This is a genomic window from Corallococcus sp. 4LFB, from assembly GCF_046520365.1.
GTDB classification, from domain to species: domain Bacteria; phylum Myxococcota; class Myxococcia; order Myxococcales; family Myxococcaceae; genus Corallococcus; species Corallococcus caeni.
The window spans coordinates 1-7335 of the sequence record NZ_JBKGHJ010000426.1; the positions used below are offsets into that span (position 1 = coordinate 1).

3 protein-coding genes are annotated in these 7335 nt (G+C 72.1%); all 3 read right to left on the bottom strand.

The features are described 5' to 3' along the window. The coding region (locus ACLEQD_RS32820) for a type I polyketide synthase (protein WP_410389435.1) at positions 1-1342 on the bottom strand (1342 nt) is incomplete at its 3' end. Then, positions 1335-4658 (bottom strand): amino acid adenylation domain-containing protein, encoded by a 3324-nt coding sequence (locus ACLEQD_RS32825; RefSeq protein ID WP_410389437.1) that lies wholly within the window; start codon positions 4656-4658, stop codon positions 1335-1337. The genes ACLEQD_RS32820 and ACLEQD_RS32825, both read right to left, overlap by 8 nt. Before the next feature lie 2 nt (positions 4659-4660). After that, positions 4661-7335 (bottom strand): sulfotransferase (locus ACLEQD_RS32830; RefSeq protein WP_410389439.1); only part of this gene is annotated, 2675 nt, incomplete at its 5' end.

Here is a 7335-nt window from a genome sequence, read left to right on the forward strand (position 1 = left end):
GGCGCGACGGCGCGGGGGCGGCGGCCTTGGGCGCCTCCTCCAGGATGACGTGCGTGTTGGTGCCGCCGATGCCGAAGGCGCTCACGCCCGCGCGGCGCGGCCCGTTCGGGGAGGTCCACGGCCGGGGCTGCGAGGGCACGAAGAAGGGGCCCGCGTCGAAGTCGATGACGGGGTTGGGCTGCTGGAAGTGGGGGCTCGCGGGAATCTCGCCGTGCTCCATGGCGAGCACCGTCTTCACCACGCCTGCGATGCCGGCCGCCGCGTCCAGGTGGCCAATGGCCGCCTTGAGCGAGCCCAGCGCCACGCGCTTCTGGCCCGTCTCCTTGCCGCCGAAGGCCTGGTTGAGCGCGGCCACCTCTATCGGGTCGCCCAGCGGGGTGCCCGTCGCGTGGGCCTCCACGTACTGGATGTCGTCCGGCGTGACGCCGGAGATGGCGAGCGCCTCCGCGATGACCGCGGCCTGGCCCTCCACGCTGGGCGCGGTGAAGCCCACCTTGCCCGCGCCGTCGTTGTTCACCGCCGTGCCCAGCAGGACGCCGTGAATCGTGTCGCCGTCCTTCAGCGCGTCCGACAGCCGCTTGAGCACCACCACCGCCGCGCCCGCGCCGCGCACGGTGCCGTTGGCCTTCGCGTCGAACGCGCGGCAGTAGCCGTCCGGCGAGAAGATCATCCCCTCCTGGTAGAGGTAGCCCGCCGTCTGCGGGAAGGACACGGAGGAGCCGCCCGCGAGCGCCATGTCGCTCTCACCGGAGAGCAGGCTCTGGCACGCCAGGTGGAGCGCCACCAGCGAGCTGGAGCACGCCGTCTGCACCGTCGCCGCGGGGCCGCGCAGGCCCAGCCGGTGGGACACGCGCGTCGCCACGTAGTCCTTGTCGTTGGCCAGCATCACGCCGAACGAACCGGCCGCGTCCATCAGGTCCGGCTGCCGCATCAGCGCGCGCAGCAGGTACGAACTCAAGCTCACGCTCGCGTAGACGGCCACCGCGCCCTTGAAGCGGAGCGGGTCATAGCCGGCGTTGTCCAGCGACTCCCACGCGCACTCCATGAAGATGCGCTGCTGGGGGTCCATCAGCTCCGCCTCGCGCGGGCTGTAGCCGAAGAGGCCCGCGTCGAACTCCGTCGCGCCCTCCAGCACGTAGCTGGAGCGCACCCACTGCGGATGGGCGCGCAGGGCCTGGGGAACGCCCGCGTCGTCCAGCTCCGCGTCCGTGGGCACGCGGCGCGCGTCGCCGCCGCGCCGGAGCATCTCCCAGAAGCCCTCCAGCGTCTTCGCACCCGGGAAGCGGCCGGCCAGGCCGACGATCGCGATGCGCTCCTCGCCACCACCCACTGCGTCACTCATCCGCGTCTCCATCCGTTTCCACCCGACCGCGCGAGGCTCCCGCGCGGCGGTTGACCGTGCGTCGCGCCTCGGCACGGGAGCGGCCCGCCTGCGCCGCGTCCTCCGAGGGCGTGTCCTCCCGGCGCGACAGCCGCGCCGCCAGTGCCCGCACGGTGGGGTACTGGAAGAGGTCCGTGAGCGCCAGCGTCACGCCCAGCTCCGCCGTCAGCCGGCGGTGGAGCTGGAGGGCGAGCAGCGAATTGCCACCCAGCTCGAAGAAGGGGTCGTCCAGGCCCACCCGCTCCACGTGGAGCAGGTCCTTCCACGTCTGGGCGATCTGCTGCTCGATGGCCGTCCCCGGCGCCGCGAAGGGGCGCGCGGGATCCGCGCCACCGGCCTCCGGCGCGGGCAGCGCCTTGCGGTCCGCCTTGCCGTTGGGGCTGAGCGGCATGCGCTCCAGCACCACGACGTTGGACGGGACCATGTACTCGGGCAGCCGCTCCAGCAGGAAGGCGCGCAGCGCCCCGGCCTCCGGCTTCGCGTCCTTGCCGGTGACGTAGGCCACCAGCCGCTTCTGGCCCGGCCGGTCCTCGCGCGCGAGCACCACCGCCTGGCGCACCGTGGGGTGCTTCTCCAGCGACGACTCAATCTCGCCCAGCTCGATGCGCAGGCCGCGGAGCTTCACCTGGAAGTCCGCGCGGCCCAGGTATTCAAGCTCGCCGTCCGGCAGCCACCGCGCCACGTCGCCCGTGCGGTACATGCGCGCGCCCGGCACCGTCGCGTAGGGGTCGGGGAGGAAGCGCTCCGCCGTGAGCGAGGGCCGCGCGAGGTAGCCGCGCCCCACCTGCACGCCGCCGATGTACAGCTCGCCCGCCGCGCCCTGCGGCACCGGCTGGAGCTCCGCGTCCAGGATGCGGATTTGCGTGTTGTCCACCGGCCGGCCAATGGGCACGGAGCGGCGGCCGTCGTGGGCCTTGCACGCGTGGAACGTCACGTCCACCGCGGCCTCGGTGGGGCCGTAGAGGTTGTGCAGCCCCGCGCCGGGCAGTGTGCGCAGGCACAGCTCCTTCAGCTCCAGGGGCAGCGCCTCACCGCTGCACACCACGCGCTTCAGCGACGTGCACTCCGCCACGCCCGGCTCGTCCAGGAAGGCCTGGAGCATGGAGGGCACGAAGTGCAGCGTGGTGACGGACGCGGAGGCAATCAGCGCCTTGAGGTAGCCCGGATCCTGGTGCCCGCCGGGCTTCGCGACCACCAGCTTCGCGCCCGTCATCAGCGGCCAGAAGAACTCCCAGACGGACACGTCGAAGCTGAACGGCGTCTTCTGGAGCACCACGTCGTCCGGCGTGAGCCGGTAGGCGGACTGCATCCACAGCAGGCGGTTCACCACCGGGCCGTGCGCGTTCATCGCGCCCTTGGGGCGGCCCGTGCTGCCGGACGTGAAGATGATGTACGCCAGCGAGTCCGGCGTCGCGCCAGGCGCGGGCGCGGTGGTGGGCTCGCGGGCAATCTCCTCCCAGCCCGTGTCCAGCTTCACCACCTTCGCGTCCGACGCCGGCAGCCGCGACAGCAGCCGCTCCTGCACCAGCAGCACCGGCGGACGCGCGTCCTCCAGCATCCAGCCCAGGCGCTCCTGCGGGTAGCCCGGGTCCAGCGGCACGTACGCGCCGCCCGCCTTCAGCGTGCCCAGCAGGCCCACCACCATCTCCAGCGACCGCTCCACGCACAGGCCCACGCGCACTTCCGGCCCCACGCCGTGCTTGCGCAGCGCGTGCGCCAGCTGGTTCGCGCGGGCGTCCAGCTCCCGGTAGGTGAGGCGGCTGCCCTCGAACTCCAGGGCGACGGCGTCCGGCGTGCGCTCCACCTGCGCGGCGAGGAGCGACGTGAGCGTCGCTTCCTTCGGGTGCGCGACGGCGGTGTCGTTCCAGTCCTTCATCACGCGCTGCTGCTCGGCGGAGGGCAGCAGCGGCAGGCGGGAGATGGGCAGGTCCGGCTGCGCGACGATGCCCTCCAGCAGCGTGAGGTAGTGGCCCAGCAGGCGCTCCGCCGTGGAGCGCTCGAAGAGGTCGGTGCTGTACTCGGCGGTGACGCGCAGGCCCTGCGGCAGGTCCACCAGCAGGAGGGACAGGTCGTACTTCGTCGTGCCGGTGTCCACCGGCTTCGCCTCCATCAGCAGGCCCGGGGCCTCCAGGGCCGGCATGGGCGCGTTCTGCAGGACGAACATCACCTGGAAGATGGGCGAGTGGCTGAGGTGCCGCTCCGGCTTGAGCGCGTCCACCAGCCGCTCGAAGGGGATGTCCTGGTGCGCGTACGCGTCCAGCGTGGACTCGTGCACGCGGCGCAAGAGCTCCTTGAACGTGGGCTTGCCGGACAGGTCCGAGCGCAGCGCCAGCATGTTCACGAACAGGCCGATGAGTCCTTCCACCTCCGCGCGCGGACGGCCCGCGATGGGCGTGCCCACCACGATGTCGTCCTGCCCGGTGTAGCGCGACAAGAGCACGTTGAACGCGGACAGCAGCGTCACGAACAGCGTGCGGCCCTCGCGCTGGCCCAGCGCCTTGAGGGCCTGGGTGAGGGCGGGGGACAGGTGCATCACCTGCCGCTCGCCCTTGGAGCTCATCAGCGCCGGGCGCGGCTTGTCCTGGGGCAGCTCCAGCAGGGCGTGCGGGTTGAGGCGGTTCTTCCAGTAGGTGAGCTGGCGCTCCAGCTCCGCGCCCTGGAGCCAGTCCTTCTGCCACACCGCCCAGTCCGCGTACTGCAAGGGCAGGGCTTTCAGCGGCGAGGGCTGGCCCTCCAGGCACGCGCGGTAGAGCACCGCCAGCTCGTGCACGAGCACGCCCATGGACCAGCCGTCGGAGACGATGTGGTGCTGATCCACCAGCAGCACCTGCTCGCCGTTGCCCAGGAGCATCAGCACCGCGCGCAGCAGCGGCCCCTGCTCCAGGCTGAAGGGCTGCTGCGCGAGCGCCACCACGCGCCGCTGCGCCTCCGCGTCGCGCTCGGACACCGGCAGGCCCTGGAGGTCCATCACCTCCAGCGGCACCTCGCCCGTGGAGGCGATGAGCTGCACGGCGCCGCCCTCGCGCTCCTGGAAGGTGGTGCGCAGCGTGTCGTGCCGCTCCACCAGCAGGGCCAGGGCGCGGCCGAGCGCGTCCGTGTCCACGGTGCCCGTCAGGCGCACCGCGGTGGGCATGTGGAACGCCGCGCTGCCGGGGCTCCACTTGTCCAGGAACCACATCCGCTCCTGCGCGAAGGACAGGGGCGCTTGCTTCGCGGCGGGGCGCGACTTGTCCTTCAGGAGCTGGGCAAGGCGTGCTCGCTTCTCTTCGGGCGTCATGTTCAGGCCGCGTCCTCGCTGCTGCTGCTGCCACCACCGTCACCGCCGCCCGCGTCTTCCAGCACCGCGAGCAGCTCCGCCACCTGCTCGTCGGAGAGCTGGTCCATGTTCTCCAGCAGCTTCTCCGCCTCCGCCGCGGACACCTTCTGCTTCGCGGCGGGCGTCACCCCCTGCGCGGCCACCGGGGCCGGCGCGGGCGTGGCGCCCTCCACGGAATAGCCCAGCCGCTCAATCACGGCGTGCGTGGAGGCGTCGAAGGCGCGGGGCCACTTGATGCGCTTCCAGGACTCGCCCATCTTCTTCTCGATGCCCTGGTGCTGGAGGATGTTGGGGTCGCCCAGGCCGCCCATCATGCGGTCCTTCTTGCCGTCGTACGGCTGGACCATGCGCTCGTCGAACTCGAGCCCCAGGAAGTGGGCCACGCCGGTCATCACCTTCGTCGGGTCCGCGACCAGGTCCTCGTAGCGGACCCAGTGGCAGCGCTCACGGCCGATGCCGTCGAAGAAGTTGAGGAGGTTCCGGTTGGACAGCGCCCACACCGTCTCCGCCACCACGTAGGGGTCCACGTCCGCGTCGCCGAAGAGGCCGGCGGCGAAGAGGCGGTCGAAGCGCATCCGGAGGATGGACTCCATCACCGGGAGCGGGTGGCGGTAGAGGTAGATGTACTTGTTGCCCTCGAACATCCGCTCCGCGCGCTCCAGCGTCTCCACGTCCATGGCGTACGTGGGCGTCTTGTCCACGAGCAGCCGGGGCGCGGACTTCTCCTGGAGGCGGCGGTAGACGTCCTGCGCGGAGAGGTCCTCCGCGACCAGCCGGTCCACCAGCGCGGCGCCGGCGGGCGAGTCCAGCTTCTCCAGCTCCATGAGCGCCCACAGCAGGCCGCCCGTGGTCCACTCCATCTCGGAGCCGAAGCCGATGTTCTCGCGCCACTCGCGCATGCCCTCGAAGAAGAGCAGGTTCACTTCCGGCGGGCAGAACAGCCGGGGGTGTCCCGCGAGCATCACGCGGAACAGCGTGGAGCCCGCGCGCGGGCTGGAGTGCACGAACACCATGGGCGGGTTCTTCTTCGCCGTGTTGGTGCGCTGCGCGCCGGACACCTGGGCGCGGTAGGGCTTGAGCGGGTACGCGGACAGCGGCTTGTTCTCCGCGAAGCGCTGCGGGTCCTGCAGGCGGTCCATCTCCACGAGGAGGTACTTGGACAGCTCCGGGATGGACGGGTGCGCCTGCACCTCGTGCGGGTAGAGCTGGAACTTGAAGTCCTGCCGCAGGTCGTACTCCAGCTCCGCGCCCAGCGCGTGCAGGTCGTAGCCCTTGAGGCTGCCGTCGGCGGGCAGCTTGTCCAACGGGATGCGCAGGCCCTCGGAGATGTGGTGGCGCAGGTACTCGGTGAGCAGGGCGGGGCGCTCGGTGGGGAACGCGGTGCGCAGGCGCTCCGCGATGGGCTTCTCCGTGGAGGCCGCGCGCTTGCTCAGCTCCTGCTCCACGCGCCCGGCGACGCCGGCCACGGTGGGCGTCTCGAAGAGGCCGCGCAGCGACAGGTCCACCTTCAGCACCGCGTGGATGTGGTTGCGCAGCTGCGTGGCCAAGAGCGAGTGGCCCCCCAGCTCGAAGAAGTTGTCGTTGATGCCGATGCCGTCGATGCCCAGCACCTGCTCCCAGATGCCCGCGACGGTCTTCTCCAGCTCCGTGCGCGGCGCGGCGTAGGGCGTGAGGATGGACGGCCGCCCGTGCTTGTTGCCCTTCGCCGCGTCCTTCTTGCCCTTCTCCGCCTTCGCGGCGCGCGGGCCCTGGCGCTGACGCGCGGCCAGGCTGCCCGTGGAGACGGCCAGCTGGCCCTCACCGTGAGACAGCGCGCGGCGCAGCGCCTCCAGGCCCTCCGCGGGCTGGATGGCGAACTGGGCCAGCGTGGGGGACAGCTCCGCCATGGCCTGCGCGTCCGCGAACTGCCACGCGTCCCAGTCCACGCTCAGCCACGGGTAGGCGAACCCCTCCGTGCCGCCTTCGGCGAAGGCGTCCATGAAGGCGCTGGCGGAGGCCTGCGCCACCTGTCCCAGGCCGCCCAGCACGGACGACAGCGACGACACGAGGAGGCAGAACGCGGGGCCTTGCTTGGGGAGGACCTCGGCCAGCACCCGCACGCCGTGCACCTGCGGGCGGAAGTGCCAGGCGCACTCCTCCGGGCCGGTCTCCGCGATGGTGCCCAGCGTGGCGCCCTGCATGCCGCCCGCCGCGTGGATGACGCCGTCGATGCGGCCGAAGCGCGCCACCGCCGTCTCCACCACGCCGCGCATGGACTCCACGTCCGTGAGGGCCGCGGGCAGCACCAGCATCTCCACGCCGGTGCGCTCCAGGGCCAGCGCGCGCTGGATGCGGCGGGACACCGCGTCCTGCACGCCGTGCTTCTCCACCCACGCCGTCCACTGGCCGCGGCTGGGGAAGTCCGCCGTCTCCACCAGGGTCAGCTTCGCGTGGTGCACGGTGGCCAGCTCGGACGCCAGCGCGTGGCCAATGCCGGTGAGGCCGTCGGTGATGAGGTACGCGCCGCCGTCGCGCAGCACCTGCGCGCCGGCCGCCTCCAGGCGCACGGGCTCGAAGGTCTGGACCCAGCGCTGACGGCCGCGCAGGGCCACCACCGCGTCACGCGGTTCGGCGCGCAGCTCCGCCGCCAGCCGGTCCG

Bases quoted from the DNA above. Each gene is read 5' to 3' on its own strand.
- ACLEQD_RS32825 (WP_410389437.1), bottom strand. From the start codon at position 4,658: ATGACGCCCGAAGAGAAGCGAGCACGCCTTGCCCAGCTCCTGAAGGAC.